The organism is Mesorhizobium sp. Arg314 (genome assembly GCF_053714275.1).
In genome coordinates, this window is the sequence record NZ_JBSKBP010000305.1 from 1 (window position 1) to 325 (window position 325).

The following is a 325-nucleotide window of genomic DNA, read 5'->3' on the forward strand; positions in this document are numbered from 1 at the left end:
TCGGACGCGTCGTTGATCTGCTTGTTGAGATCGACTTTCGAATGAGCCTCTAAATCTGCCAGGATCTGGGTTTCAAATAGAGATTGTGCAGCCTTCCAGAAGGCGTTGTCCAGCACGGTCGCGAAATGCAATTCACTGATCGAGATCGCTGTTCCAGTTTTCTCGACGCGGGGCAGCCCTGAGAGGTAAACCCAGCCGGTCGTATTCAGGAACTTGCCCGGCAGCTTTGCCTGTACCTTCAAGCCAACCACGACGGAGCCAGCGCTAGGATAGAGATCAACGTCGTCGACCTTGACATCGATGGCGCCTGCGGGCGTCTGCTGCC

At 55.7% G+C, this 325-nt stretch carries 1 protein-coding gene; it reads right to left on the minus strand.

Annotated elements, in window-relative coordinates:
* The coding region (locus tag ACWGS9_RS35610; RefSeq protein ID WP_454509533.1) for a DUF4403 family protein at nucleotides 1-325 on the minus strand (325 nt) is incomplete at both ends.